Annotated in this window: 24 protein-coding genes; 6 read left to right on the forward strand and 18 right to left on the reverse strand. The window is 73.2% G+C overall.

Annotation, left to right across the window (positions count from 1 at the left end):
* Positions 1-70: 70 nt before the first annotated feature.
* From AC230_RS16850 to wrbA, 10 genes are all read right to left on the reverse strand, one after another.
* Positions 71-1,060 (reverse strand): methyltransferase, encoded by a 990-nt coding sequence (locus tag AC230_RS16850; RefSeq protein ID WP_078871323.1) that lies wholly within the window; start codon positions 1,058-1,060, stop codon positions 71-73.
* Positions 1,061-1,580: 520 nt separating this feature from the next.
* Entirely contained in the window at positions 1,581-2,918 is a 1,338-nt protein-coding gene (locus tag AC230_RS16865; protein ID WP_049717090.1) for a class I SAM-dependent RNA methyltransferase, read from the reverse strand.
* A gap of 75 nt (positions 2,919-2,993) precedes the next feature.
* A complete protein-coding gene (locus AC230_RS16870; RefSeq protein ID WP_049717091.1) occupies positions 2,994-5,045 on the reverse strand; it encodes an APC family permease in 2,052 nt (683 codons plus the stop codon).
* Between the two features lie 106 nt (positions 5,046-5,151).
* On the reverse strand, positions 5,152-6,264 hold the full coding sequence (locus AC230_RS16875) for a cytochrome P450 family protein (RefSeq protein WP_241833257.1): 1,113 nt from the start codon (positions 6,262-6,264) through the stop codon (positions 5,152-5,154).
* Positions 6,261-7,934 carry a cytochrome P450 gene (locus AC230_RS16880; protein ID WP_049717092.1) on the reverse strand — a complete coding sequence of 558 codons (1,674 nt, stop codon included), beginning with the start codon at positions 7,932-7,934 and terminating at the stop codon, positions 6,261-6,263. Before AC230_RS16880 ends, AC230_RS16875 begins: the two co-directional genes overlap by 4 nt.
* Entirely contained in the window at positions 7,931-8,551 is a 621-nt protein-coding gene (locus AC230_RS16885; RefSeq protein ID WP_049717093.1) for a GTP-binding protein, read from the reverse strand. The genes AC230_RS16880 and AC230_RS16885 overlap by 4 nt, the downstream gene beginning before the upstream one ends.
* Positions 8,529-8,891 (reverse strand): DUF742 domain-containing protein, encoded by a 363-nt coding sequence (locus AC230_RS16890; protein WP_049717094.1) that lies wholly within the window; start codon positions 8,889-8,891, stop codon positions 8,529-8,531. Before AC230_RS16890 ends, AC230_RS16885 begins: the two co-directional genes overlap by 23 nt.
* Positions 8,888-9,325 carry a roadblock/LC7 domain-containing protein gene (locus AC230_RS16895; protein ID WP_049717095.1) on the reverse strand — a complete coding sequence of 146 codons (438 nt, stop codon included), beginning with the start codon at positions 9,323-9,325 and terminating at the stop codon, positions 8,888-8,890. Before AC230_RS16895 ends, AC230_RS16890 begins: the two co-directional genes overlap by 4 nt.
* Entirely contained in the window at positions 9,322-11,232 is a 1,911-nt protein-coding gene (locus tag AC230_RS33790) for an ATP-binding protein (RefSeq protein WP_241833258.1), read from the reverse strand. The genes AC230_RS16895 and AC230_RS33790 overlap by 4 nt, the downstream gene beginning before the upstream one ends.
* A 234-nt stretch (positions 11,233-11,466) precedes the next feature.
* Positions 11,467-12,081: an NAD(P)H:quinone oxidoreductase gene (gene wrbA, locus AC230_RS16905; RefSeq protein WP_049717096.1), complete on the reverse strand. Its 615-nt coding sequence runs from the start codon at positions 12,079-12,081 to the stop codon at positions 11,467-11,469.
* Between the two features lie 266 nt (positions 12,082-12,347).
* Here wrbA and AC230_RS16910 point away from each other — a divergent pair, with 266 nt between their 5' ends.
* Together AC230_RS16910 and AC230_RS16915 are read left to right on the forward strand one after the other, a co-directional pair.
* The gene (locus AC230_RS16910) at positions 12,348-13,490 is read left to right on the forward strand and encodes a transaldolase family protein (RefSeq protein WP_049717097.1); all 1,143 of its coding nucleotides are present in this window, start codon (positions 12,348-12,350) and stop codon (positions 13,488-13,490) included.
* A 165-nt stretch (positions 13,491-13,655) separates the two neighbouring features.
* Complete coding sequence (locus AC230_RS16915; RefSeq protein ID WP_241833259.1) at positions 13,656-15,611, forward strand: helix-turn-helix domain-containing protein; 1,956 nt, start codon at positions 13,656-13,658, stop codon at positions 15,609-15,611.
* On the opposite strand, the gene AC230_RS16920 is transcribed toward AC230_RS16915, so the two are convergent.
* Positions 15,599-16,834 (reverse strand): IS701 family transposase, encoded by a 1,236-nt coding sequence (locus AC230_RS16920; RefSeq protein WP_049717099.1) that lies wholly within the window; start codon positions 16,832-16,834, stop codon positions 15,599-15,601. The two genes, AC230_RS16915 and AC230_RS16920, sit on opposite strands and share 13 nt — an antisense overlap.
* 435 nt (positions 16,835-17,269) lie before the next feature.
* Between AC230_RS16920 and AC230_RS16925 the strand changes: the two genes are divergently transcribed.
* Positions 17,270-17,938: a potassium channel family protein gene (locus AC230_RS16925; RefSeq protein WP_049717100.1), complete on the forward strand. Its 669-nt coding sequence runs from the start codon at positions 17,270-17,272 to the stop codon at positions 17,936-17,938.
* Positions 17,938-18,627, forward strand: coding sequence for a potassium channel family protein (locus AC230_RS16930; RefSeq protein WP_049717101.1), 690 nt, complete (start codon positions 17,938-17,940; stop codon positions 18,625-18,627). The genes AC230_RS16925 and AC230_RS16930 overlap by 1 nt, the downstream gene beginning before the upstream one ends.
* A gap of 60 nt (positions 18,628-18,687) precedes the next feature.
* Here the strand turns inward: AC230_RS16930 and AC230_RS16935 are convergent, their stop codons facing one another.
* The 5 genes from AC230_RS16935 to AC230_RS32610 all read right to left on the reverse strand — a co-directional run bounded on the left by AC230_RS16935 (position 18,688) and on the right by AC230_RS32610 (position 23,842).
* Entirely contained in the window at positions 18,688-19,410 is a 723-nt protein-coding gene (locus tag AC230_RS16935) for a DUF3159 domain-containing protein (protein ID WP_049717102.1), read from the reverse strand.
* A 3-nt stretch (positions 19,411-19,413) separates the two neighbouring features.
* The gene (locus AC230_RS16940; protein WP_078871325.1) at positions 19,414-19,815 is read right to left on the reverse strand and encodes an OB-fold nucleic acid binding domain-containing protein; all 402 of its coding nucleotides are present in this window, start codon (positions 19,813-19,815) and stop codon (positions 19,414-19,416) included.
* A 268-nt stretch (positions 19,816-20,083) separates the two neighbouring features.
* The gene (locus tag AC230_RS16945) at positions 20,084-20,773 is read right to left on the reverse strand and encodes a response regulator (RefSeq protein WP_049717104.1); all 690 of its coding nucleotides are present in this window, start codon (positions 20,771-20,773) and stop codon (positions 20,084-20,086) included.
* A gap of 115 nt (positions 20,774-20,888) precedes the next feature.
* The gene (locus tag AC230_RS16950) at positions 20,889-23,441 is read right to left on the reverse strand and encodes a sensor histidine kinase (protein ID WP_049717105.1); all 2,553 of its coding nucleotides are present in this window, start codon (positions 23,439-23,441) and stop codon (positions 20,889-20,891) included.
* A 233-nt stretch (positions 23,442-23,674) separates the two neighbouring features.
* On the reverse strand, positions 23,675-23,842 hold the full coding sequence (locus AC230_RS32610; protein ID WP_157868591.1) for a hypothetical protein: 168 nt from the start codon (positions 23,840-23,842) through the stop codon (positions 23,675-23,677).
* 223 nt (positions 23,843-24,065) lie between these two features.
* On the opposite strand from AC230_RS32610, the gene AC230_RS16955 reads away from it, so the two are divergent.
* Positions 24,066-24,785 (forward strand): phophatidylserine decarboxylase associated domain-containing protein, encoded by a 720-nt coding sequence (locus tag AC230_RS16955; RefSeq protein ID WP_049717106.1) that lies wholly within the window; start codon positions 24,066-24,068, stop codon positions 24,783-24,785.
* A gap of 18 nt (positions 24,786-24,803) precedes the next feature.
* On the forward strand, positions 24,804-25,337 hold the full coding sequence (locus tag AC230_RS16960) for a phosphatidylserine decarboxylase (protein WP_277816912.1): 534 nt from the start codon (positions 24,804-24,806) through the stop codon (positions 25,335-25,337).
* A gap of 51 nt (positions 25,338-25,388) precedes the next feature.
* On the opposite strand, the gene AC230_RS16965 is transcribed toward AC230_RS16960, so the two are convergent.
* Positions 25,389-25,574 (reverse strand): hypothetical protein, encoded by a 186-nt coding sequence (locus AC230_RS16965; protein WP_049717108.1) that lies wholly within the window; start codon positions 25,572-25,574, stop codon positions 25,389-25,391.
* 84 nt (positions 25,575-25,658) lie between these two features.
* Positions 25,659-26,306 (reverse strand): potassium-transporting ATPase subunit KdpC, encoded by a 648-nt coding sequence (kdpC, locus tag AC230_RS16970; protein WP_049717109.1) that lies wholly within the window; start codon positions 26,304-26,306, stop codon positions 25,659-25,661.
* Positions 26,307-26,308: the final 2 nt, after the last annotated feature.

The raw sequence follows: 26,308 nt of genomic DNA on the forward strand, positions 1-26,308 counted from the left end.
ACGTGACAACGGCGCGTGTCCCGCGAGAAGTTCTCGCAGGACACGCGCTGTTCTACCGCTCCGGCCTACGTCACTTGCGGCCGATCACCACCGTGTGCGTGCTCAGCAACGGTTCCGCGCATATCTCCGAGAACCCCGCAGCGCGCATCCACTTCTCGCAGTCGACGGATCGATACTCCGAACCCATTGGACTGACCAGCCGCATATAGAGGCTGTACAGCACGCGCTGTGCATCCCGCCGCTCGTCGTCGATCATGCGGTCGTAGATCAGCAGCATCCCGCCGGGACGCAGTGCCTCGTAGGCGCGCCGCACCAGTTTCTCGCGCTCGGAGTTCTCCCAGCCGTGCAGCACCTGGCCGTAGATCAGCACGTCCGCCTCGGGGATCGGGTCGGCGAAAAGGTCTCCGCCGACAAACCCGACCCGTCCCGTCATCCCGATTTCCGCCAAGTGCTCCTCAAGGAACTGTTGTGCCGAAGGACGCTCAAAGCAGTAGCCGCTCAGATGCGGGTGGGCGCTCACGAGCACCGCCGCGAGGTGCCCCCGGGCCCCTCCAAGGTCACCGACGTCCTTGAAGCCGCTCCAGTCGAAGCGCTCGGCGAAGTCCTTGCCGACCCGGCTGCTCAGCCGGTCCATCACGTCCACGTATGCCTTGAAGCGCGTCTGGTCCTCGTGAGACTTGGCCACGAACCCACCACGTGGCTGGGCCTCCACCTCTCCCGTACGCAGCCCCTTGGTCAGTTGCCCCCACGCCTGCTGGAAGGAACCGGTGACCAGCGGGGCGTACTCGCCCAGGTACGTACCCCGACCGCGGTCCAGATAGTGTTCCGCCACGAGGGCATTCCGGTACCTCCCCGCGTCCTTGGTCAGCATGCCGAGGCCGACGAGTGCGTCCAGAAAGTCCAACGAGAACCGCTCGTGCAGACCCAGCCGGTTCCGCAGCTCAAGCTCGGTCAGAGGACCTTCAGCCAGTGCGCTGAACACATCCAGCTCCAGAGCGCTATGCAGCACCTCGGTCTGACAGACGAGCGTCGCCAGGCGCAGGATCGGCTCGGGACCCACCGGGGGAGGCTGAAGATGTCCGCATTCGTGCTGCCCATGTACTTCTCCCTGTAAGGGTTGACGGTAGGCGCATCGTGTGTGGTCCGGCTTGTGTCCTGATGGCGGGCGACTGGCTCTTGTAGCGTCTGCCCTGAATGCCGATGGCCCACGATGCGACTGAGTCGCGAGCCGCTGCTGACATCGTCCAGAGCATGTCCATCAGAGGGATCAGACGCATTGCGGTCGACCGCCTGCTGCGGGCGGTCTGGAATGGACTGGTGGCCCTCGGGATGTTGTACGTGACCGGGGAGACGGCCCCGGCTGACCCCGTGATGGGTTTGCCTGAAGCATCTGCGGGGCTCTGATGAGCCATACAAAGGGCCTCTCAACCCGATTGTTCAGTCCGGGTTGAGAGGCCCTCCACACCCTCCGTCCGCCTCGCCAACGAGCGTCAGGAGAGCGTCACGAGCGTCATTTCAGCGTCAGAATTTCGCCCCTAACGCCCATAGCGCACATAATGCACACCTGGTAAAACCGCAGGTCAGACGCGGTTTCCCGTGGGCTTAAGGATCGCCACGCACTCCACGTGATGGGTCATCGGGAACAGATCGAACGCCCGCAGCGTCACCGGCCGGTACCCCTCCGCCGCGAAGTACTTCAAGTCCCGCGCCAGCGCCGCCGGGTCGCAGGCCACGTAGGCGATGCGGCGGGCGCCCAGGCCCGCCAGGTGGCGGACCGTCTCCTTGCCGGCGCCTGCCCTCGGGGGGTCGAGGACGACGATGTCGGCGGAGTCGATGCCGGTGCGGGGGAGGACGGATTCGACCTTGCCGTGTTCGATGCGGACGCGGTCGAGGTCCTGGAGGTTGTGGCGGGCGTCCTCGACGGCGCGCTTGTTGGATTCGATGCCGAGGACGGCGCCCTTGTCGCCGACGCGTTCGGCGAGGGCGCCGGCGAAGAGGCCGACGCCGCAGTAGAGGTCGAGGGCCATGTCGCCCTTGCGGGGCATGAGGCCCTGCATGACGGCCTGGACGAGGGTGTCGGCGGCCTTGGGGTGGACCTGCCAGAAGCCGCCCTCGGCGACGCGCCAGGTGCGGTCGGCGGCGCGTTCGCGGACGAAGGGACGGCCGTGGACGCGGTGGATCCGGTGGTCCTTCTCGCCCACGCGGAGGACGGAGACGGGCTTGTCGAGTTCGACGAGGGGGAGGCGGCCGCCGGGGCGCGGGGTGAGGACGACCTGGCGGTCGCCGGAGCCGGTGGCGGCGATGGCCTCGACGGAGGCGATCCCGGGCCAGGAGCGGCGCTCGACCCCGAGTTCCGTGACACCGGGGGCGGCGATGAGGCAGCGGTCGATGGGCTGGACCTCGTGGGAGCGGTGCTTGCGCAGGCCCGCGCGGCCCTCGGGGTCGACGGCGTACTGGACGCGGGTGCGCCAGGCGGGCACTTCGCCGGCGGGCACCTTGTCGCCCTCGGCGGGGACGACGGTGCCGTCCCAGCCGGCCTCGTCGGGGGTCAGGCCCGCGAGGCGGCGCAGCTGTTCGGCGACGACCTCGCCCTTGAGGCGGCGCTGGGCGCCCGGCTTGGCGTGCTGCCAGTCGCAGCCGCCGCACTTGCCGGGGCCGGAGAAAGGGCAGGGGGCCGGCACGCGGTCCTTGGACGCCTCCAGCACCTCCACCGCGTCCGCGCGCAGGAAGCGGGAGGTCTCCTCGCCCTCGGTGACGCGGGCGACCACGCGCTCGCCGGGGAGGGTGTGCCGGACGAAGAGGACGCGGCCCGTCTCCGTCCGGGCGACGCAGTGGCCCCCGTGGGCGACCGGTCCGACCTCGACCTCGTACTCCTCGCCGACCAGCGACTTCGTCGGTTCCGTCGGGTCCGTCTGCATGGGGGAAGAGCTCCTGGGGGTCGGTGGTGCGGCAGCCGTTCAGTCTACGGCCCGCCGCACCACTCGCCTCACCGGCTACTTCTTCGTGGCGGCCTTCTCCTTGCGGGGCTGCGCCACGGGGCCGCGCCGCACGGAACCCGGGGCGTTCCACTCGGCGCGCTTGCGGGCGCGACGGCGGGCGGCCTCGGAGGAGTCGAGCTGCCAGGGGACGGAGGTCACCATGACGCCCGGCGTGAACAGCAGACGGCCCTTGAGGCGCAGGGCGCTCTGGTTGTGCAGCAGGTGCTCGTACCAGTGGCCGACCACGTACTCGGGGATGTAGACGCTGACCACGTCGCGCGGGCTCTCCTTGCGGAGCGACTTCACGTAGTCGATGACCGGGCGGGTGATCTCGCGGTACGGGGAGTCGAGGATCTTCAGCGGGACGTCCATGCCCCGCTCGTGCCACTCGTCGCGCAGCATCTTGGTCTCGGCCGGGTCGACGCTGATGCTCAGCGCCTCCAGGGTGTCCGAGCGCATCAGCTTGGCGTAGCCGAGGGCGCGGAGGGTCGGCTTGTGGACCTTGGAGACCAGGACGATGGAGTGCACCCGGGACGGGCGGACGGCCTGCTCGTCGCCCTCGTCGGTCAGGGCGATCTCCTCGGCGACCCGGTCGTAGTGGCGGCGGATCGCGGTCATGGTGGCGTAGAAGATCACCATGCCCAGCAGGGCGACCCAGGCGCCGTGGGTGAACTTCGTCAGCAGGACGACGACGAGGACCAGGCCGGTGAGGAAGGCGCCGAAGGTGTTGATCGCCCGGGAGCGGATCATGTGGCGGCGCTTGGCCGGGTCGGTCTCGGTCCGCAGGTGGCGGTTCCAGTGCCGGACCATGCCGGTCTGGCTGAGGGTGAAGGAGACGAAGACGCCGACGATGTAGAGCTGGATCAGCTTGGTGGAGTCGGCGCCGTAGATGTAGGTGAGGACGGCGGCGGCGCCGGCCAGCAGCACGATGCCGTTGGAGAAGGCGAGCCGGTCGCCGCGGGTGTGCAGCTGGCGCGGCAGGTAGCGGTCCTGGGCGAGGATCGAGCCGAGCAGCGGGAAGCCGTTGTAGGCGGTGTTCGCGGCCAGGAAGAGGACGAGCGCGGTGGCCGCGGCCAGGATGACGAAGAGGAACGATCCGCTTCCGAAGACGGCCTCGGCGACCTGCGAGATCACCGGGTTCTGGGTGTAGCCGTCACCGACCGGGGTGCCGTTCCTCAGCAGCTCGGTGGCCGGGTTCTCGGCCATGCGCACCTTGGTCGCCATGGCCAGGGCGATGATGCCGCAGAACATGGTGACGGCCAGGCCGCCCATCAGGGCCAGGGTCGTGGCGGCGTTCTTCGACTTCGGCTTGCGGAAGGCGGGGACGCCGTTGCTGATGGCCTCGACGCCGGTGAGCGCGGCGCAGCCGGAGGAGAAGGCCCGCAGCAGCAGGAAGACCAGCGCGAAGCCGGCCAGGCCCTGGTGCTCGGCGTTGATGGTGTAGTCGGCGGTGGGGGCCTTCATGGTGTCGCCCGCGACCAGGCCGCGGTAGGCGCCCCAGGCGATCATCAGGAAGACGCCGCCGACGAAGACGTAGGTCGGGATCGCGAAGAGCTTGCCGGACTCCTTGACGCCGCGCAGGTTCATCAGGGTGAGCAGCACGATCACCGCGATGGCGCAGGCGGTCTTGTGCTCGACGATGAAGGGCACGGCGGAGCCGAGGTTCTCGATGCCGGAGGCGATGGAGACCGCGACGGTCAGGACGTAGTCGACGAGCAGGGCGCTGGCGACGGTGAGGCCGGCCTTGGGGCCGAGGTTGGTGGTGGCGACCTCGTAGTCGCCGCCGCCGCTGGGGTAGGCGTGGACGTTCTGGCGGTACGAGGCGACCACCGTGAACATCAGCACGACGACGGCGACGGCGATCCACGGGCTGTACTTGTAGGCCGACACGCCGGCCACGGAGAGGACGAGGAGCACTTCGCCCGGCGCGTACGCCACCGAGGAGAGCGGGTCGGACGCGAAGACGGGGAGTGCGATGCGCTTGGGAAGAAGGGTCTCTCCGAGCTTGTCGCTGCGCAGCGCCTGCCCGATGAGGATCCGTTTCGGCAGGTCGGTCAATTTGGACACCCGAGGATGGTAAGGGGTCCGTATTGACCGCGCCCACCCGCCACCCGCCGGTAACGGAAAACGCCTTCCGTGACGATCACCGGGCTCCGGCGGGTGGCGCGAGGGGTCAGATGGGGAGGCGTGCCGGGAGGGACCGGTGGCCGTTGGAGATGAAGGAGTCGACGGGTTCCAGCTGGTCCGGGGCGACGGCGAGGGTCAGCCCGGGGAACCGTTCGAACAGGGCGGGCAGGGCGACCGCCGCCTCCAGCCGGGCCAGCGGGGCGCCGATGCAGAAGTGGACACCGTGGCCGAAGGCGAGGTGCTCCTTCGTGGCACGCGTCACATCGAAGACGTCGGGCCGGGTGCCCTCGCCGTACCGCTCCGGGTCGCGGCCGGCGGCGGCGTACGCGGCGAGGATCGCGTCACCCTTGCGCAGGGTGACGCCCCCGTCGATCTCGATGTCCTCGACGGCGTAGCGCAGCGGCAGGTTGGCGACCGGCGCCTGGACGCGGAGGGTCTCCTCGACGACGTCGTCCCAGCCGGCCTTGCCCGCGCGGACCAGGGCGAGCTGGTCGGGATGGGTCAGGAGGGCGTGGACGGCGTTGTCGAGGAGGTTGACGGTGGTCTCGTGGCCGGCGCTGATGACCAGCAGGAGGGTGTCGAGGAGCTCCTGCTCGCTGAGCCGGGTGTCGCCCTCCTCCTCCCGCGCGGAGATGAGCGCGCTGGTCATGTCGTCGCCGGGCTCGGCGCGCTTGGCGGCGACGAGTTCGCCCAGCAGCCGGTACATCTCGGCGTAGGTGGCGGTGACCTCGGCGGGGTCGGCGGAGGTGTGGAAGATCGAGTCGACGACCCGGCGCAGTCCGGTGCGCAGGCCCTCGTCCTCGACGCCCATCAGCTCGCAGATGACCTGGATGGGCAGCGGGTAGGCGTAGCCCTCGCGCAGGTCCACGGTGGCGCCGGGGCCGTGGGCGGCGAGGCCGTCCAGGAGCCCGGCGGTGATCTTCTCGATGCGGGGGCGCATGGCGGCGGTGCGGCGGGCGGTGAGGGCCTTGGCGACGAGGCTGCGCAGCCGGCGGTGGTCACTGCCGTAGGCGGTGAACATGTTCTGCACGGCGACCCAGGTGAACAGCGGCCACTCCGGGGAGATCTCGCCGTTGATCCAGGCGGGCCAGTGCCGGCGCGGGTCCTTGGAGACGCGGGGGTCGGTGAGCAGGCGCTTCAGCAGCGCCTGGGAGCTCACCGCCCATGCCACCACGCCACCAGGGAGTTCCACGGGGGTCGCCGGCCCCCGGGAGCGGACGCGGGCGGCCTCGCCGTGGACGTCCCGGCCGGAGGGGTCGATCCGGAGGGGCGGGAGGGAGGATTCCATCGGCTGTCTCCAGGGGTCTCTGCGGTGACGTCAACGGGTGGGGCGGGGGCGGTGTGTGGGGCCCCGGGGGCGGGGTGCGGAACCCCGGGGGCGGGGTGCGGGGCCGCGGGCGCCGCATACGGGGACGCGGGGCCGGCATGCGGGGACGCGGGCGCAGCGTGCCCAGCCCCGGGCCCGGCATGCGGGGACGCGGGCGCGGCATGCGCAGCCCCGGGCCCGGCATGCGGGGACGCGGGCGCGGCATGCGCAGCCCCGGGCCCGGCATGCGCAGCCCCCGAAGGCGCGGGCTGCCGTACGGGCACCGGCTGTGGCGGGAAGCGGACGGGCAGCGCGGCGAGGGCGCGGTGGAAGGGGCCGGGCCGCCACGCCAACCGGTCGGCGGGTACGGCCAGTTCGAGGTCGGGCAGCCGGTCGAGCAGCCGCTCGACGGCGACGGAGGCGATGAGCCGGGCGGGGCTCTTGGCCGGGCAGTGGTGGGGGCCGGCGCTCCAGGCGAGGTGGGCGCGGTTGCCGGTGCGCTGTCCGGAGTGCCGCTCCGGACGGAGGGCGGGGTCGGTGTTGGCGGCCGCGAAGCTGACCACGACGGGGTCGCCCGCGCGCAGCCGTACGCCCGCGAAGTCCACGTCCGCGGTGGGGTAGTGGACGCCGTAGTTGGCCATCGGCGGATCCAGCCACAGGACTTCGTCCAGCGCGTCGTCCACCGGCATGCTGCCGCCGGCCAGGTCGCCCGCGAAGCGGTCGTCGCACAGCAGCAGGCGCAGCGCCCCGGCGACGAGGTTCTGCTGGGGCTGGGTGCCCGCGCCCATGAGGACGACGATCTGGTGGATCATCTCCTCGTCGGTGAGCCGGGCGGGGTGGGCCATCAGCCAGGAGGTCATGTCGGCGCCGGGCTGCCGCCGTTTGGTGCCGATGAGTTCGGTGAGGGTGGTGTAGACGAGGGTGTTGGCGCGTTCGGCGTCGACGCCGTCGAAGATGCCGGTCATGCCCTCGACGAGGCGGTCGCCGAGCTCCGGCGGGCAGCCGAAGAGCTGGTTGAAGACCAGCAGCGGCAGGACCTTGGCGTAGGAGCCGAGCAGGTCCGCCTCGCCGGCGGGCGCGAAGCGGTCGATGAGCGTGTCGGCGCTGCGCTCGACGTAGCCGCGCAGGGCGTTGGGGTCGATGCGCTCCAGGCTGTCGGTGACCGCCCCGCGCAGCCGGCGGTGCTGCTCGCCGTCCGTGAAGAGGCAGTTGGGCCGGTAGGCCATCATCGGCACGACGGGGTTGTCGGGGGCGATGCGGCCCTCGGCCATGTCGCGCCAGCGCCGGGGGTCCTTGGCGAACGTGCCGGGGCTGCGCAGGACTTCGAGGGCGGCGCGGTAGTCGGTGACCAGGTGTGCCCCTACGCCGGGGGCGAGTTCGACGGGGGCGACGGGGCCGTGGGCGCGCAGCCGCCGGTAGACGGCGTGCGGGTCGGCGGCGAACTCCGGCCCGTGCAGCGCGGTGGCGCCCCCGTGGGCGGGGCACCGGCCGGGGCCCGGGCCCGGGTCGGGGCGGTGGTTCACACGGGCTCCCGGTGGGTGGTGCGGGTGTGGAGCAGGTGGTCCACGAGGGTGATCAGGGCGCGGCCGGCGGAGCGGCGGTCCCGGGCGTCGCAGGTGACCAGGGGGGTCGCGGGGAGCAGGTCGAGGGCCTCGCGGATCTCCTCCTCGGGGTACGAGGGGGCGTCGTCGAAGTGGTTGACGGCGACCGCGTACGGCAGGTCGTGCTCCTCCAGCAGGCCCATGACGTCGAAGGACTGCTCCAGCCGCCGGGTGTCGGCGAGGACGACCGCGCCCAGGGCGCCCCGGGTCATGTCCAGCCACAGCCGGGTGAACCGCTGCTGGCCGGGGGCGCCGAACAGGTACAGGACGAGACCCTCGTTGATGGTGATGCGGCCGAAGTCCATGGCGACGGTGGTGGTCGTCTTGCCGGCCGTCCCGGCCAGGTCGTCCAGGTGCGCGCCGGCCTGCGTCATCGTCTCCTCGGTGCGCAGCGGGCGGATCTCGGAGAGCGAGCCCACGAACGTCGTCTTGCCGACGCCGAAGTGGCCGACGACGAGGATCTTCGCCGCGGTGCGCACGGTCCGTGGCAGGTAGACGCCGCTGTCGCGGACGCTGTCACAGGCGGGCGCGGAGTCCATCGAGCACCTCCTGGAGGATCTGGGCCTCGGGCAGCTGGGCCGAGGGGATGGGGGCCCGGGTGGCGAGGTGGCCGCTGTCCACCAGGTCGCCGAGGAGCACCTTGACGACGCTCACGGGCAGGGCGAGATGGCCGGCGATCTCGGCGACGGACAGGGCGCCGCCGAGGCAGAGCTCCATCATGCGGCGCTTCTCCGGGCTGAGTCCGGCCAGCGGCCGGTCCGTGTGCGCCATGACCAGGGTGACCAGGTCGAAGGTGTTGCGCGTGGGGTGGGACCGGCCGTCCGTGACGACGTACGGCCGGACGAGTCCCCGTTCGCGCCGCGGCGTCGCCGGGGTCATGCCGGGCTGCCCGGGCCCTGCCAGCCGGTGTCCTGCCGCGGCGGGGTGCTCAGCTCCTTGCCGAGGCCCGCGACGGTCTTCTGCATGCGGTAGGTGACCGCCTCCATGTCGACGTTCTCGGTGGCCGAGACGGCGAGGTACGCGCCGGGGCCGGCGGCGATGAGGAAGACGTAGCCGTGGGCGAACTCGATGAGGGTCTGCCGCCAGGGGGTGTCGTGGGGCGCCGGGTGGGTGCAGAAGTCGGCCGTGGAGCGGCTGATCGACTGGAGGCCGGAGAGCGCGGCCGCCTGGCGTTCGGCCTCGTCGCGGGCGATGCCGGCGGAGTGGGCGCGCAGCATGCCGTCGGCGGAGAGCAGGATCGCGTGGCGGGCCTCGGGGATCTTGACGACCTCGTCCAGCATCCACGCCAGGTCGTTGTTCAGGTGGTCGTTCACGCGGAGGGGTTCCCTTCGTCTTCTGCGGGGGCGGGGAGCGGACCGGGGAGCGGGGTGCCGGCGGCGGGCGTGCGTCCGGAGCGGGTCCCGCGGGCGAACGCGCCCATGCGGCGGGCGGTCTCCTCGGGGGACCGCTCCGCCGGGGCCTCGGCGGGCGGCGCGGCCGGGGCCGGCCGGGCGGCGGGGTGGCCCGCCGTGCCGGGGCGCCGCCGCCGTCGCTTGGGCAGACCGCCGGCGGTCCTGCCGAACGGCTCCGCCGGGGGCTGCTCCGCCGGAGCGGGGGCGGTGTGGCCGGCGGGACCGGCCGTGCCCGGGCGCCCGGGGGCGGCGTGGCGCGCCGGGCCGGGCGCGGTTTCCGGGGCACCCGGGGAGCGGCCGTACGCCTCGTGCCCAGGGGCGGCGGGGCCGCCCGGAGCGGCGCCCTGCCGCGGCCCGAAGCCGTCGGGCGGCTCCTGCGCGGGCGCGGACGGGTCCGCCGGGCCGGGGTCGGCACCGCCGGCCTCCGGCGCGTGCGCAGGGCGGGCGCCGGCGGACGGGACGGGCGCCGGGTGGCCGGACGGCCCGGGGCCGGGGCCGGACGGATCCGGAGCGGGGTGGTCCGCCGGGGCGCCGCCGTCCGCCGAGTCCGTGCCGGGAGCGGTCCCGGCTGCGCCGGCCGGGCGGCCGGCCGGCTCGTGCGCGGGCGCCTGCGCGGGCCAGCCCGCCGGAAGGTCGCCGGACGGGCCGGGTTCGGGGCGGGCGCCGGGGACGGTGCCGGACGGCGCGGACGCCGTCCCTCGCGCGCCGGAGCCGGCGGGCGAGTCGTACGGATCCGCGGGCGACCCGCCCGTGCCGGTGGCGCGGCGGCGCTGCGGGGACGGGCGGCCGGGGGCGGTCAGGGGGACCGTGCCGGGGCCGTCGAGGTCCAGATGGGTCAGGAGGGCGGCGGGGAGGAAGAGGACGGCCCGTACGCCGCCGTAGGGCGAGCGGGTGTCCACGGAGACGCTGAAGCCGTAGCGGGCGGCGAGCGCGCCGACGACGGGGAAGCCGAACTGCGGGGGGTCGCCGAGCCGGGAGACGTCCACGCCGCGGCGTCCGGACAGCAGCGCGACGGCCCGTTCGACCTCCTGGCGGTCCATGCCCACGCCCGCGTCGTCGATGACGACGCAGGCGCCGTTGTGCACCGGCTGGAGGCTGACCTCCACGGTGGTGTTGGGCTGCGAGTGGCGGGCCGCGTTGTCGAGGAGCTCGGCGACGGCGAGCACGACGGGCTCGACCGCGCGGCTGACGACGGCGAGCGCCTCGCCGGCGGGGCCGTGCACCCGTACCCGGCGGTAGTCGCGGATCCGGGAGGTGGCGCCGCGCACGACGTCGGTCAGCGGGGAGGCGACGCGCTGCCGGCCGGGCCACGAGCCGCAGAGCACCCCGATCGCCTGGGCGCGGCGGCCGAATTGCGCGTTGGTGTGGTCGATCTCCAGCAGGTCGCGCAGCACTTCGGGGTCGTCGTGCCGCTCCTGCATGGTGGAGATGGCCAGTTGCTGCTCGTGCGCGAGGCCCTGGAGGGCACGCATCGAGGCCCGCAGCGCCGCCTTGGCGGACTGGTCGGCGCGGACCTGGGCCTTGTCGACGGCCTGGGCGAAGAGGTCCATCACGGCCTGGAGGCTGTGGGCGAACGCGGTGCCGGCGAGCCGGTCGTCGAGGAGGCCGGGCAGCGGCACGGCGGTGTCCGCCGCGTCCGTGACGGCCGGCAGGCGCACGTCGACCAGGCGGGCGGCCTCGTCGTCGCGCGCCCGCACGTTCTCCTCCAGCGCGGCGGCGCGGGCCCGCAGCGCGGCGGCGATCCGGCGCTGGCGCACCAGCAGGACCACCGCGGCGACCAGCGCCACGGCCAGGCACCAGAGCCCCGCTTCCGATATGTGATGTGACATCAATTCCTCTTGGACGCCGGTTCGTGCGGGCGGCGGGACGGTTCGGTGCGTCCTGACGTCCCGTCCAAAAGCGGAATACGCGGATCATCCAACCACACCCGTGACCCTGCGTCCGTCCCCGATCTCGAATATCGAACAAACCGTCGCCTCCCGTCCGTCCGGGCAGGGACGGGCGGGAGGCGACAGACGATTTTCGGCCGGGATTCGGCTGACATCGCGTCAGGGCGCGCCGCCTCAGGCGGAGAGGCCGGCCTTGAGCGCGGTGGCGATCTCCGTGGCGCGGCGGGCCTGGTAGGCGACGGCGGCGAGGTTGTCGGGGTGCACGTTGCCCGGCTCGTTGTGCGTGACGCTGCTCGCGCCGTACGGGTTGCCGTTGGCCTTCTCGAACTGGACCGGGTCGGTGAAGCCGGGCGGCACGATGATCGCGCCCCAGTGGTAGAAGGTGTTGTTCAGCGCCAGGATGGTCGACTCCTGGCCGCCGTGCACGTTGTTGGTCGAGGTGAAGGACGAGACGACCTTGTCGGCCAGCTTGCCCTGGGCCCAGATCCCGCCGGTCGTGTCGAGGAACTGCTTGAGCTGCGCGGCCGGCAGGCCGAAGCGGGTGGGCGTGCCGAAGAGGACGGCGTCGGCCCAGACCAGGTCGTCCGGCGTCGCCTCGGGCACGTCCTCGGTGGCCTCCGCGTGCGCCGCCCACGCCGGGTTGCTCTCGACGGCGGCGCGCGGGGCGAGTTCGGCCACCTTGCGGAGCCGCACGTCGGCGCCGCTCTTCTCGGCCTCGGCCGCGGCGGCCTCCGCCATCTTGTGGATGTTGCCGGTGGACGAGTAGTAGATGACGGCGACGTTGGTCATGGCCGTGCGGGCTCCTCAGCGGTCTCGGGCACCGCACCGGTCGTGCGGTGTCGGCACATGGTGGGGCGCCACCGCGCCGGCGGCCAAAACGGGCGGGGACAGTCAGTCAACTCACCGCTCCCGCCGGGCAGTCCGCGGCGGCCGTCCCGTGCCCGAAGGCCCCGTATGTGACGAAGTAGGGCGGGACCGTTCGACGCTGGGGCGTTCCCTCCCTAACGTGCGTGCTGCGGTGGGTGATCCGTAGTGCCGGAGAAGGGGTCGCGTCCATGGGAGAGAGCAAGGCCGGTCCGTCCCCGGGGGGCCCGGGGGGCCTGGACGCCCTGGCCGCCGAGGGCGTCGCACCCTGGCTCGGCGGGCTCCGCCGCTCCCTGCTCTCCTCCGGGGGGCGGCCGGGGCTGCTCGCGGGGGCGGCTGTGCGCGGCGCGTCGTTCTGCCCGGAGGGCCTGGCCGCCGACGCGGTGGAGGACGACGGCTGCCGCGAGCAGCTGTCCCTGCTGGCCCGCCGCCCCGCCGCGCCGGACACGGCCGTCCTGGCGCTGTGCGCCTACGACCTGCGCTCGGCGTGCGACGTCCTGCGCCCGGTCTTCGGGACCGGGCACGGCGGCGACGGCTGTGTCTCGATGGACGTGGACGCCGCCCTGGCCCGCGACGCGGTCGGCACGGTGGCCGCCGCCGGGGAGCTGCACCGGGCCGCGGGCCGGAGCAACGCCCTGGTCAAGATCCCGGCGACCGGGCCGGGGCTGGCCGCCGTCCGCGCCTGCCTGCGCCGGGGCATCGGCGTGCACGTCACGGAGATCTTCTCGGTGCGCCGCTACGGAGAGGTCCTCGACGCCTGTCTGGACGGCCTGGAAGGGGCCCGCGCGGCCGGGCACGACCTCGCCGCCCTGCCCGTGTGCACGTCGCTGGCGGCCGGCCGGATCGAGGCGGGCGTCGACGAGCGGCTCACCGCCCTCGGCACGCCGCAGGCGCTCGCGCTGCGCGGCACGGCGGCCCTGGCCGTGGCCCGGCTCGCCTTCCGGCTCTACGAGGAGCGGCTGGGCACGGCCTGCTGGCGGCGGCTGGCCGCCGCGGGGGCCCGGCCGCCGCGGCCGCTGTGGGACGTCGTCGACGATCCGGCGGACGGCGCCGGCCGCGAACTGCGGCGCGCCGAGACCCTGGTGGCCTGGGGCACCGGCGTGGTCCTCTCCCCCGCCGGGCTGGCGGCCGCCGCCGGGGCCCGGCCGGAGGGCGACACCCTGACCAGCCGTCACGACGAGGCGGCCGCGCTGGTGGCGGAGGTCGAACGGCTCGGCGTCCCCTTCGAGGCCACGGCCGCCGGGCTGGCCGCGGCCCGGCTGCGGCGGCTGGCCCGCGCCTGGCGGGGGCTGCGGCGGACGGTGGCCGAGCAGCTCGGCGCCGGCGCGTCCTGACGGTCGGCCCGGCCCCGGGGAATCCACCTTGCGGCGCCCGAACGCCCTCGCATAACTTGACCGCTGGGTGGAGTAGGTGCCACATCGGGGGATCGGGGCTTACAGGCCGGGGGGCCTGGGGGTCATGACGTGCGGTGACGCATGGTCAGCACCAAGGAGGGGCGCGTGTCGCAGAAGTCGGATGCCGGGGTGTTCGCCGTACTGGAGCTGCTGGACGGCGGGGCGCCGCCGGACGAGTTCGAGATGCTCGTGGACGACGCCCGGCGCTCCGGCGCGGACCCCGAGGAGCTGGCGGCCCTGGAGCGGGCCAAGCGGCTGGGGCTGTCCGTGCGGGCCCGCGCCGAGAGCGAGCAGCAGCGGCTGGCCACCATGTCCGCCCTCTTCGAGACCGGCTTCGACATGGCCGTCCCACAGGACCTCGAGTCCCTCCTGACGATGGCCCTGCGGCGGGCGAGGGTGCTGCTCTCCGCCGACCTGGCCTGGATCGCCCTCTACGACGACGAGAAGGGCGCGCACGTCATCCGCGCCTCCGACGGCCACATCACCGACCGGAACGTCGGCCTCCGGCTCGATCCGGGCATCGGACTGGGCTCGGCCACGACCCGGGAGCAGAACCCCGCCCCCTTCTGGACACCCGACTACCTCGCCGACGAGCGCATCCCGCACAGCCCGTCCGTGGACGACGTCGTCCGCCTCGAACGCACCCGCGCCATCCTGGCGGTGCCGCTCTCGCGCGGCACCGGCCCGCTCGGCTCCCTCTACGTGGGCGAGCGCAAGGTGCGCCACTACTCACCGGACGAGGTGTCCCTGCTGCGCTCGCTGGCGGACCTGACCAGCGTCGCCATCGAACAGGTGCGGCTCGTCGAGCGCAACGCCGCGCTGATCGCCGAGCTGGAGCGCCGCACCACCACGGTGGAGGCCGGCCTGCGCGACGTCCGCGGGCTGAGCGAGACCCACCACCGTCTGATCGAACTGGTGTTGGACGACGGTGATCTGCACGCCCTCACCGACGAGGTCCACCGCGAGCTCGACGCGCACGCCTGCGTCTACTCCGCCGACGGCACCCCCCTCGCGACCGCCGGCGAGGCACCGGTCTGCCCGGCGGACCCGGTGACCCTCTCGCGGCTGGGCGCGCTCACCCCCCGCCGGCCCGCCGCCCTGGGCGACGGGGTCTGGGCCGTGCCCCTCGCGGCCGGCACCGGCCACCTGGGCACCCTGGTGCTCCGCCCGAGACGCGCCTGGGGCCCCGAGGACGAACAGCTGCTGCCGCTCGTCGCCCAGGCCGTCTCCGTCCAGCTCCTGGTGGAGAACAGCCGCACGGCCATCACCGAGGGCCAGATCCGCGAGGACTTCCTCGGCGACCTGCTGAGCGGCCCGCAGCGGCCGCGCCGCCAACTGGAGCAGAGCGCCCGCCGGCTGGGCATCGACCTGCGCCGCGAGCACGTCGTGGTGGTGGCCCGGCCGGAGGGCGAGGCGCACGGCAAGCCGGCCGTGTGGGCCTCCTCGTACGCCTACCGGCAGAAGGGGCTGCGCAGCATGCACAACGGTCACGCCGTGCTCCTGCTGCCCGGCGGCGACCCGGGCGCCGCGGCCCGCGCGGTCTCCGCCGAGCTGTCCCCGCTGCTCGGCCACCCGGTGACGGTGGCCGCGGCGGGCCCGGTGGGCGACCCGGCGGCGGTCCGCGACGGCTTCCACGAGGCGCTGCGCTGCCTGGACGCGATGACGGCGCTGGGCGCCACGGGGAAGGCCGGCTCGCTGCGCGACCTCGGCTTCCTCGGCGTCCTGCTGTCGGACGGGCACGACGTGGGCGCCTTCGTGCACGCCGCCATCGGCCCCGTCATCGACTACGACGAGCAGCGGTTCACCGACCTCACCCGCACGCTGGAGGCGTACTTCGAGGCGGGCGGCAGCCCGACCAACGCGGCCAAGCGGCTGCACGTCCACCCCAACACCGTCGCCCGCCGCCTGGAGCGCATCGGCGAACTGCTCGGCCCCCGGTGGCAGGACCCCGAGCGCGCGCTGGAGGTGCAGCTGGCGCTGCGCGTCCACCGGGTACGCGGTGTCCTCGCCCGCGCGGACGCCGACGGGGACGCCGGCGGGGACGGCGCTCAGGAGGCCTGACCCAGGCACTCGGCCTCCTCGTCCGCCCCGGCCCGCTCCCGGGTCAGCACGCGCACCGCGTGCGCGGCCGAGGCCAGCGTGGTGTGGCGGTGCCAGCCGCCGAAGGAGCGGCCCGCGAAGTCCCGGATGCCGACCTCGTCGGCCACCTCCGTGAAGTCCCGGCGCACCCGCCCCATCAGCCGGCTCAGCCGCACCAGGGCCGCGGGCGGCACGTTCAGCAGGTCGGTGAGCCACAGCTCGCCCGGCCACGGCCCGGTCGCGTCGCCCAGGCCCAGCAGCAGCATGTCCCGGCGTCGCACGGGCCCGCCGGGGGCCGTGCGACGGCCCGGCACACCGACCCGTACGGCGGCGGTCAGCGCGGTGCGGACACCGCGCCGCTCATCGTGCTCACGCCACAGCACGGGCCGGCGCAGGTCCCGGGCGGCCCCCATGATCTGGTGGGCGGGCAGCACCGCGCCACCGCGCCCGGGCAGGGTGGGTTCCGCCGGCTCCAGCCGCAGCGAGCCGCCGACGCGGGCCAGGACGGGGACGCCGGCGGCCCGCAGCCGGTGGAGGGCGGCGAGCGCGTCGGCCTCCCGGGCGTCGACGACCACCGGCCGCACCGGCAGCCCCCAGCCGCGCATCATCCCGACGTACGCCTCGACCGCGCACTCCCCCAGCGTCTCGGCCCGCACCGACTCGGGGATGGAGGCCTGGCGGCGGCGGAGCGGGTCCTCCAGCCAGGCGTCGGAGAGGAACAGCCGCCAGTTGACCGGGACGGCCACCTCGTCCGAGGCCGCCCAGACGCCCACCGCCTGCTGGGCGTTGATCACCTGGCCGCGGAGCGGGCAGAAGCGCCGCTCGACCCCGACCGAGTTCTCCCCGGCCTTGGGGATCAGCATCGGCCGCACCACCCACGCCTGCGGCGGCGCGACGCGCGCGGTGTACGCGGCCAGCGCCCGGCGCACCGGCTCCCAGTCCCAGGTGGAGCTGGAGACGAAGTGGTGCAGGCTCTGCTCGGCGGCCGGGCCGCCGCTGAGCGCCGCGATGTTGCGGATCGACTTGCGCCCCCGCGCGGTCAGCAGGCCCCTCAGGTACGCCTCGCCCCGGCGGCGCTGGTCGCTGCGCGGCAGCGAGGCGAACAGTTCGGCGCCCAGCTCGGCCAGCAGCGGCTCGGGCGCCGCCGGCGCCGCGGCCATGGGGCGTGGACGTCCGGTTCCTCTGTGCAGAGCCGCACCGCTCATCGCTGTCCCCACTCCGTTCTCGCACGCCGACCGGGCCGTCCCCCACCCTCTCCCCCGCGCCCCGTCCCGTCCCAGGTGTGCCGGGCACCCGGCTCACCTGGGACGGGAGTGGTCCGGCCACCAGCCGGGCCCGGGGGGCCGCCGCCCGTCGTCCCGGGCCGCCCGGGGATGTGTGGTGGGACCACACACCCCCGCGGTGGCGGGGGTGCGGCCGGACGGCGGGTCCGGGGGGTGGGGGCCCGCGGGGATGCGGCTACGGTGGTGACGTGCGTCGACGGGACGGAAGCGGCCCGCCGGCGCGGTCGAATCGGTGCCACCGGCCCCCGCCGCAGGGAGCGGGCGGCCGGGAGCGCCGTTGAGCTCAACTGAGCAGGAAGAAGTGAGCAGGGTGTTGGTGCAGGTCAGCGCGGAATTCCGGAGTACGGGGCAGGCGTCGTGCACATTGTGATCATGGGGTGCGGGCGGGTGGGCTCGGCCCTCGCCCAGACCCTGGAGCAGCAGGGCCACACGGTCGCCGTCATCGACCAGGACCCGACCGCCTTCCGGCGGCTGGGGTCCGGTTTCGGCGGCCGGCGGGTGACCGGTGTCGGCTTCGACCAGGACACCCTGCGCGAGGCGGGCATCGAGGAGGCGGGCGCCTTCGCGGCGGTCAGCAGCGGTGACAACTCCAACATCATCGCGGCCCGGGTGGCCCGCGAGATGTTCGGCGTGGAGAACGTGGCGGCCCGCATCTACGACCCGCGCCGCGCCGAGGTCTACCAGCGGCTCGGCATCCCGACGGTGGCCACCGTCCGCTGGACCGCCGACCAGATGCTGCGGCGGCTGCTGCCGTCCGGCGCGGAGCCGCTGTGGCGCGACCCCACCGGGGGCGTCCAGCTCGCCGAGATCCCTGCCTCGGAGGCGTGGATAGGGCACCGGATCAGCAGGCTCCAGGAGGAGACCGGCGTGCGGGTCGCGTTCCTGACCCGGCTGGGCGAGGCGATGCTGCCGACCTCCGCGACGGTGCTGCAGGAAGGCGACCTGGTGCATGTGATGATGCGCACCGACGAGGTCGAGAAGGTGGAGGCCGCGTTCGCGCAGGGCCCCGAGGAAGGCGGTCACTGATGCGGGTCGCGATCGCAGGGGCCGGTGCCGTCGGCCGTTCCATCGCCGGCGAGCTGCTGGAGAACGGGCACGAGGTCCTGCTCATCGACAAGGCGCCGTCCGCCATCTCGGTCGAGCGGGTACCGCTCGCCGAATGGCTGCTGGCCGACGCGTGCGAGATCACCTCGCTCGACGAGGCGGCGCTCCAGCGCTGCAACGTGGTGATCGCCGCGACCGGCGACGACAAGGTCAACCTCGTGGTGTCGCTGCTGGCCAAGACGGAGTACGGCGTGCCGCGCGTCGTGGCCCGGGTCAACAACCCCAAGAACGAGTGGCTGTTCAACGAGTCGTGGGGCGTGGACGTCGCCGTCTCCACCCCGCGTCTGATGTCGGCGCTCGTCGAGGAGGCCGTGAGCGTCGGCGACCTGGTGCGCCTGCTGCGCTTCAGCCAGGGCGACGCCAACCTCGTCGAGCTCACGCTGCCGCCGGAGGCCGCGCTCGCGGGCACCCGGGTCGGCGACGTGGACTGGCCGGAGGACACCTCCCTGGTCACCATCATCCGCGGCAACCGCGTCCTGACGCCCAACAAGGAGGACGCCCTGGAGGCCGGTGACGAGCTGCTGTTCGTCGCCGCCCCCGCGCGGGAGGAGCAGCTGGAGGACCTGCTGTCGGTCCGCCGCGAGGAGGGCTCCGGCTCCGGCTCCGCCTGACGGCCGTCCGCCGCAGCGAAAAGGCCCCGGTCTCCCGGGGCCTTTCTCGTCGCGGGCGGCTCAGACGGCCTTCTCGCGCTCCGCGCGGCGGGCCTCCTCGGCCTCCATCTCCGCGAAGACGTCGATCGGCGGCGGTGCCTTGGCCAGGAAGATCCAGGTCAGATAGACCGAGAGCAGCATCGGCGGGATGCCGAGCGCCACCTTGACCCAGCCGAGCTGCGTCGCGTCGCCCCACCAGTAGAGCGGGAAGAGGATCGCCGACTTGGCGAGCAGGATCAGGCCCCAGGCCCAGCTGGCCTTGGTGTAGGCCCTCTTGCGGCCCGGGTTGCGGGTCCGCCAGGAGAGGTTCTCCTTGAAGATCGGCCCGAGGATCAGACCGAGCAGCGGGTAGCCGGCCAGCGACGTGACGATGTAGGCGATCGCGAGGCCGAGCGTGTAGAGCATGCCCGGCAGGTAGAAGTTCTTGGCGTCACCGGACATCATCGCGAAGACGGCGCCGAAGGCCACGCCGAAGACGCCGCCGAAGGCGTGCTTGAGGGTGTCCTTGCGCACGAGCCGCGCGACGCCGAGCAGCAGCGACAGGGCCAGCGCCGCGACGGCGGCGGTGTGGATGTTCCGGCCGACCGTGAAGACGGCGACGAACACCAGGCCGGGGACGGTGGTCTCCACCATGCCGCGGACACCGCCGAACGCCTCGAAGAGCGCCGCCTCGGTGGCGGACCGCGACCCTTCGTCGCGGTGTCTGCCGGGCTGGTGGTCCATCGGCTTGTCGAGGGACGACAAGGGCTACTCCTGTCCGAGCGGTCGGAGTTCGTATCGGGGGTTGAACAGCACCCTCCGGCCGCGGCTCATGGAGATCCGGCCGGAGGCGATCAGCTTACGGCCCGGCTCGATCCCGGCTATGGAACGGCGCCCGAGCCAGACGACGTCGAGCGCGGCGGACCCGTCGAAGAGCTCGGCCTCCAGCGCGGGCACGCCGGCGCGCGGGCGCAGGGTGACGGTCCGCAGCGTGCCGGTGACCTTGACGATCTGCCGGTCGTCGCAGTCGCAGATCCGGGTGCAGCCGCCCACCGCCGCCGTGTCCTGCTGCAGCTCGGCGTGGTGCAGCTCCTCCTGCGAGGAGGACAGCCGGTCGAGCATGCGGCGGAACCGGCCGGCCGGCTTCTCAGGACGCGATACGGCACTCATGAATCCAGCGTACCGGGGACGTGGGGGCCCACCGGCCCCGCTTCACGCCCCGGAGCGGTAGCCCACCGGGCCCCCGCCTCACAGCTCGAAGCGGTACCCCATCCCCGGCTCGGTGATACCCCATCCCCCGGGGACGACCCCCGGACCCCCGGCCACAACCCCGCGCCCCCGCCTCACAGCTCGAAGCGGTACCCCATCCCCGGCTCGGTGATACCCCATCCCCCGGGGACGACCCCCGGACCCCCGGCCACAACCCCGCGCCCCCGCCTCACAGCTCGAAGCGGTACCCCATCCCCGGCTCGGTGATGAAGTGCTTCGGGTGCGACGGGTCGCGTTCGAGTTTGCGGCGGAGCTGGGCCATGTAGACGCGGAGGTAGTTGGTCTCGGTGCCGTAGGAGGGGCCCCAGACCTCCTGGAGGAGCTGCTTCTGGCTCACCAGGCGGCCCGTGTTGCGCACGAGCACCTCCAGCAGGTGCCACTCCGTCGGCGTGAGGCGGACGTCCTTGCCGCCCCGGTTGACCTTCTTCGCCGCCAGGTCGACGGTGAAGACCTCCGTCTCGACGATCGCGTCGTCCCCCGCGGCCGACGGGCCCGTCGGCTCGGCCCGGCGGACCGCGGCGCGCAGCCGGGCCAGCAGCTCGTCCATGCCGAACGGCTTGGTGACGTAGTCGTCCGCGCCCGCGTCCAGCGCCTCGACCTTCTCGTCGGAGGTCTGCCGGGCGGACAGGACGAGGATCGGGACGCGGGTCCAGCCGCGCAGGCCCTTGATGACCTCGACGCCGTCCATGTCCGGCAGGCCGAGGTCGAGGATGACCACGTCGGGGTGGCGGGCGGCGGCGAGCTGGAGCGCGGTGGCCCCGTCGGGTGCGGCGTCCACCTCGTACTTGCGGGCCTTGAGGTTGATCACAAGGGCGCGGACGATCTGCGGCTCGTCATCCACCACGAGCACCCGGTTCATGAGGAACCACCTCTGCTGTTCGAGCGGACCCCGCCCTGGGGCCCGGGAAATCGACTGGGACTGCGTTGTCCCGGGGGACAGCCCCCGGCCCCCCGGCCGGCACCACAGGCCCGGCTCATGTGGTGACCTGCGCCGGCAGGTCGGGGCGGACGGGCGCGCGGCCGGCCGCCACCCGCAGCGTGAGGACCATGGTCATGCCGCCACCGGGGGTGTCCTCCGCGGCGAGGGTGCCGCCCATGGCCTCGGCGAAGCCGCGGGCGACGGCGAGGCCGAGCCCGACCCCGGCCCCGCGCGGCGCGTCGCCGTACCGCTGGAAGGGCTCGAAGATCCGGTCCTTGTCGCTGTCGGGGACGCCGGGGCCGCGGTCGGCCACCCGGACCTCGACCCGGTCGCCCAGCGCGCTGGCCGCGACGTGCACGGGGGTGTCCGGCGGGCTGTACTTGACGGCGTTCTCGACGATGTTGGCGACGCTGCGCTCCAGCAGCCCCGGGTCGACGGCCACCATGGGCAGGGACTCGGGGATGTCGAGGGTCACGCTGCCCTCGGGGACGCCGCCGAGGGCCATGGGAACCACCTCGTCGAGGTCGATCTCCCGGATCAGCGGGGTGACCGTGCCGGTCTGGAGCCGGGACATGTCCAGCAGGTTGCCGACGAGGTGGTCGAGCCGGTCGGCGCCGTCCTCGATCCCGGCCAGCAGCTCCGCCTCGTCCTCCTCGGACCAGGCGACGTCGTCCGAGCGCAGCGAGGTGACGGCGGCCTTGATCCCGGCGAGCGGGGTGCGCAGGTCGTGGCTGACGGCGGCCAGCAGGGCGGTGCGGATGCGGTTGCCCTCGTCGAGCCGCCGGGCCCGCTCGGCCTCGCCGACCAGCCGCTGCCGGTCCAGGACGACGGCCGCCTGCGCGGCGAAGGCGGCGAGCACCCGGCGGTCCTCGGCGGGCAGCACCCGCCCGGCGAGGACGAGCGCCATGGTGTCGCCGACGGGCATGTCCACATCGCCGTCCTCGGGCCGCAGCAGCGGCTTGCCGGTGCTGGTGACCACGCTCGCGGCGCAGGTCCACGGATCGACGTCGCTGGCGCGCTCCAGCAGGGCCACGGACTCCATGGCGAAGGTCTCGCGGACGCGTTCGAGCAGCGTCTCCAGGCTGGTGTCGCCGCGCAGGACGCTGCCGGCCAGGAAGGAGAGGATCTCGGACTCGGCGCGCAGCCGCGCCGCCTGGTGGGTGCGGCGGGCGGCGAGGTCCACCACGGAGGCCACGGACACCGCGACGAACACGAAGATCGTGATGGCGACGATGTTCTTCGGATTGGTGATCGTCAGCCGGTGGACCGGTTCGACGAAGAAGTAGTTGAGCAGCAGCGACCCGAAGGCCGCCGACGCCAGGGCCGGCAGCAGACCGCCGAGCAGCGCGGCGGCCACCGTCATGCACAGGAACAGGAGCATGTCGTTGGCCAGTCCCAGGTCCGGTACGACGTGCGTCAGCAGGAGACTGAGCAGCGCGGGGCCGCCGACGCCGGCGAGCCAGCCGGCGACGATGCGGCCCCGGCCGAGCCGGGCGCCCCGGGCGACGGGCAGCCCCCGGCCCTTGGCGACCTCGTCGTGGGTGACGATGTGGACGTCGAGGTCGGGACCGGAGTCGCGGGCGACGGTCTGGCCGACGCCGGGGCCGAAGATGTACTGCCAGGTCTTGCGGCGGCTGGAGCCGAGGACGATCTGGGTGGCGTTGACGCCGCGCGCGAACTCCAGCAGCGAGGCCGGCACGTCGTCGCCTATGACGTGGTGGAAGGTGCCGCCGAGGTCCTCCACCAGGGTGCGCTGGACCGCCAGTTCCTTGGGCGAGGCGGACGTCAGCCCGTCGCTGCGGGCGATGTAGACGGCCAGGATCTCGCTGCCGGAGCCCTTGGCGGCCATCCGCGCGGCCCGGCGGATCAGCGTGCGGCCCTCGGGCCCGCCGGTCAGGCCGACGACGATGCGCTCACGGGCGTTCCATATCGTCGAGACGCTGTGGTCGGTGCGGTACTGCCGCAGGTACTCGTCGACCCGGTCGGCGGTCCACAGCAGGGCCAGCTCGCGCAGCGCGGTCAGGTTGCCGGGCCGGAAGTAGTTGGAGAGCGCCGCGTCGACCTTGTCGGGCTTGTAGATGTTGCCGTGCGCCATGCGCCGGCGCAGGGCCTGCGGCGACATGTCGACCAGCTCGATCTGGCCGGCCCGGCGCACCACCTCGTCCGGGACGGTCTCGCGCTGCCGCACCCCCGTTATCGACTCGACGACGTCGCCGAGCGACTCGAGGTGCTGGATGTTGACGGTGGAGATGACGTCGATGCCCGCCTGGAGCAGCTCCTCCACGTCCTGCCAGCGCTTGGTGTTGCGCGAGCCCGGGACGTTGGTGTGCGCCAGCTCGTCCACCAGGACGACCTTGGGGCGGCGGGCGAGGATCGCGTCCACGTCCATCTCGGTGAACGTGCTGTCGCGGTAGGCCAGCTCCCGGCGGGGCACCACCTCCAGCCCGTGGAGCATGACCTCCGTCCGGGGGCGCCCGTGGTGCTCGACGAAGCCCACGACGATGTCGGTGCCGCGCTCGGCACGGCGGTGCGCCTCGGCGAGCATGGCGTAGGTCTTGCCGACGCCCGGTGCCGCGCCGAGGTAGATCCGGAGGTTGCCGCGTCCCATGGCCCCATTGTCTTTCAGGAGAAGCGGCGGTGACCGGGGCGGTTCTCCGTCCTGAGCGCCGCACTGCCGCGCAGTCGACTTTACGGCGGACTGTCGGGACAAAACGGGCGTGCGGGTGGGCGCGTACCAGGTATTGACGCAGCTCTGACGCCTGAGGGCGCTTCCCGGCCGGCGCGTACGCCCCTTCGGGCGGGAGGGGCGTACGCCCGGGGACCGGTTGCCCGGGGCATCCGCTACGCCGGGCGCGCGGTCCACGACCGGGCGACGACGGCGGGCCCGTCGTCCGGGTGCCCGTGCGGGTCGTTCCACGGCACGCCGACGATGTCGGCGTCCCGCAGGATCCGGGGAATTCCCCGATTTCCGTCGATCGTCCGCCGCTTTCCCGGCGATTTCCCGGCCATCGAGGAGCGGCCTCAGCATGCCCGCTCGTTACGCGGCGCGCCAGACCCCGGATCCGGCCAGGTGATCACGGCCAATTCCCTTCGAACTCCCGGCCGCTGGTGAACGGCATGGCCCAACGGGCCGGGGAGCGGCCGAAAAGCACCTGGTGCAGGCGGTCCGGAGCGGGGATACGGTCGATTTTCGTTCCCGTACGACGAGGCGATCGGACGGAAGGAACGCACCATGGCCAAGCCCATCACCGAGGCGGAGATCGAGGCGCGCTACCAGAACTCGTACGGCCGCGCGGCCGGTTATCTCCCGCCGAGCCGCAAGGCCGTGAACGCCTGGCAGACGGAGCTGCTGCGCCGGGCCAGGGCACGGACGGCGGGCCACGTCGAACCGGTGCAGGAGCTGGCCGATCTGCTCACGGCGGACAAGGCGCTCCAGGACCTGGTGAACGAGACCGTCCAGGAGGCGCTGGCGCTGAACCCCACCGGGCCGGCGAGCATCGAGGACGTGCTGAACTCCCTCGACGAGATCGTCACCCACGCGCCGGGGTTCAGCGCGGACCCGAATTCCCATGTCGCCTTTCCGATGTCGGCCCTGTTCGTCTACATGATGGCGACGGAATCGGGCTGGGAACTCTTCCGCGAGGCCAAGTTCAACGACGCCCTGCGGGTCGTTCTCACCGCGTGGTGCACCTTCCTGGACAGCCCGGAAAGCCGCGACGTCCTGTACCGGACCCCCGGCGGCTGGCTGTGTCCGGCCGCCTACGACCGCAACCGGCTCTACGAATTCCAGGTCGACCTCGGCCGGCCCTACGGCGGATTCGACTCGTTCAACTCCTTCTTCCACCGCCCGGTCAAACCGGAATGCCGGCCCAACGCCGCCCGGTACGAACCGCGCGCCGTCGTCTCGGCCAATGACGGACAGGTGGTGCGGGTCTATCCCGATGTCCGGTAGGACGTCCCGGACATCACCATCAAGGCGCAGCCCTACTCGCTCCGGATGATGCTCGGGCAATACCCGAAGATCTCCCGGTTCGTGGGCGGCGACGTCCTCCAGTCGTACCTCTCCGGCGCCGATTACCACCGGTGGCACGCGCCCGTCGACGGCGTCGTGGAGTACGTCGAGAGGGTGCCGGGCCTGATGTTCAGCGAGCTGTACGACCCGCAGGCGGTGGACCGGTCCGCCGGCACGCTCTCCCAGGGCTACCAGGCGAACGTCAACACCCGGGGCATCGTGGTCATCAGGAGCACCGCACCGGACATCGGACGGGTCTGTGTCGTCCCCGTCGGCATCACCGAGGTCTCCTCCGTCGGCATCGGGGTCGAGGTGGGCCGGACGGTCACGCGGGGCGACGAGATCGGCCGCTTCAGCTACGGCGGGTCGAGCATGTGCCTCGTCTTCGAGCCGGGAAAGGTGGACTTCACCGTGCCGCCGGGCGACAAGGACGTGGTCACCGACAGCGGCGCCCCGATCCTCGTCAACGGCCTGATCGCGCTGGCCGGGTAAGGTCGCCGGCCGGTGGCTCCCTCCGCGAGGGAGGGCGCCACCGGCGCGTCCTCAGGCCTGCGGCACGGTGATGTCCGGCAGCAGCGAGACCTGCCGCAGCACCCCGTCGTCACCGCCGAGTTCCGGATGGTCCGCGAGCAGGGCGCGGCACACCGCGAGGAGTCCGGCCTTGGGCCTCGGCGTCGCGAACGCGCGCCGGCCGCCCTCTGCGCGTACCCCTTCGGTCCGGTGGAGCACGTCGCGTACAAGTACAGCGGAACGTGGCCCCTCACCGGCACCGGTCGCCCGGCGGGGGGAGGGGCCCTGCGAGCCTCCCGGGGGTCAGCCCCGGGCGAGCTCCTTGAGCGCGATGTTCAGCTTGAGCACGTTGACGTGCTCCTCGCCCATGAAGCCCAGCAGCCGCCCGTCGGTGTGGTCCTTCACGAGCCGCTCGACCTTGTCCACGGGCAGGTGGTTGGCCTTGGCCACCCGCTCGGTCTGGAGCCGGGCGTACGCCGGGGAGATGTCCGGGTCGACGCCGGACGCGGAGGCGGTGAGGGCGTCCACCGGCACCGAGGAGGGGGCCACGCCGTTGAAGGCGGCGACGTCCGAGCGGCGCTGCCGGACGCTGTCGAGCAGGACCTTGCTGTCGGCGGCCAGGTTGGAGGCGCCCGAGACCAGCAGCTTGTACTGGGTGTTCTCGGTGTTGGGCCCGGCCGCCGAGGGGCGCGGCTGGAAGAACTTCGGGTCGGGCAGCGGGTTGCCGTCCTTGTCCTTCTTGTCGAGGGTGTAGCTCTGGCCGAGCAGCTCCGAGCCGACGGACTTGCCGTCCACCGTCAGCTCGGAACCGTTCGCCTTGTCGTGGAAGGCCAGTTGGGCCAGGCCCGTGACGACGAGCGGGTAGATCACGCCGCAGACGACGGTGAGGACGAGCAGGGCGCGGAGCCCCGCCCCCGCCAGCCGGGCCGCGTTGCGTACGGAGAGGTTCATGT

The organism is Streptomyces caatingaensis (assembly GCF_001187435.1).
Classification (GTDB): Bacteria; Actinomycetota; Actinomycetes; order Streptomycetales; family Streptomycetaceae; genus Streptomyces; species Streptomyces caatingaensis.